The sequence below is a fragment of the Pseudomonas sp. EL_65y_Pfl2_R96 genome (assembly GCF_963970905.1).
In the GTDB taxonomy this organism is placed as follows: domain Bacteria; phylum Pseudomonadota; class Gammaproteobacteria; order Pseudomonadales; family Pseudomonadaceae; genus Aquipseudomonas.
Genome location: NZ_CAXAQH010000106.1, coordinates 1 through 864, shown reverse-complemented (window position 1 = coordinate 864; position 864 = coordinate 1). Strand labels below are relative to the sequence as shown.

Sequence of the window (864 nt, the reverse complement as noted above, 5' to 3'; positions counted from 1 at the left end):
CCATCGTTTATACCGCCACCCTGAGCAATGCGGCCGGTACGCCGGTCACCGTGACACTGTCGAACGGCGCGGTGATCACCATCGCCGCCGGCGCCACCAGCGGTTCCGTGACCGTCGACGCGCCGAAGGACGACGTCTACAAAGATGCCGGCCAAGTCGAAGTGACCATCAAGGATGCTGCGGGCGGCAACTTCGAAAATCTGGCCACCAATCCGGCGGCGGCGGTCACCGATGTGACCGACACCATCGACACTTCGACGGTCAACCTCACCGCGACCAGCACTGTGGCTGAAGGCGGCACGGTGGTGTATACCGCCTCCGTCAGCGCGCCAGTAACCGGTTCGCCAGTCGTTGTGACCCTGTCCAACGGCCAGACCATCACCATTCCGGTCGGCTCGAGCAGTGCCAGCGTCAACTTCACCGCGCCGAACGATGCGTTGGCCGGCGGCGGTTCCCTGAGCGTAAAAATCGACGATGCCAAGGGCGGTAACTACGAGAAGCTGGAAGTCGATGGCAAATCAGCCGACACCTTGATCACCGACACAGCGGACACCACCCATCTCAGCCTGAGCGCCACCAACTCGGTGGCCGAAGGTGGCCAGATCACCTACACCGCGACCCTGACCACCGCCGCCGGCACCCCGGTGACCGTGACGTTGAGCAACGGCTCCGTGATCACCATCGATGCCGGTAAAACCACCGGCACCGTGACCGTCCCGGCACCATCCGATGATGTTTACAAAGACGCCGGCACCGTCGAAGCGACGATCAAAGGCGCGACCGGTGGCAATTTCGAGAATCTGGTCACCAGCGATACACCCGCTGTCACCACTGTTAACGACACCATCGATACCAGCACCGTTT

Annotated in this window: 1 protein-coding gene; it reads left to right on the top strand. The window is 62.3% G+C overall.

Going from position 1 to position 864, the window contains the following annotated elements; genetic code table 11:
• Window positions 1–864: immunoglobulin-like domain-containing protein (locus AACY49_RS29660; RefSeq protein WP_339527739.1), on the top strand; the 864-nt coding region annotated here is incomplete at both ends.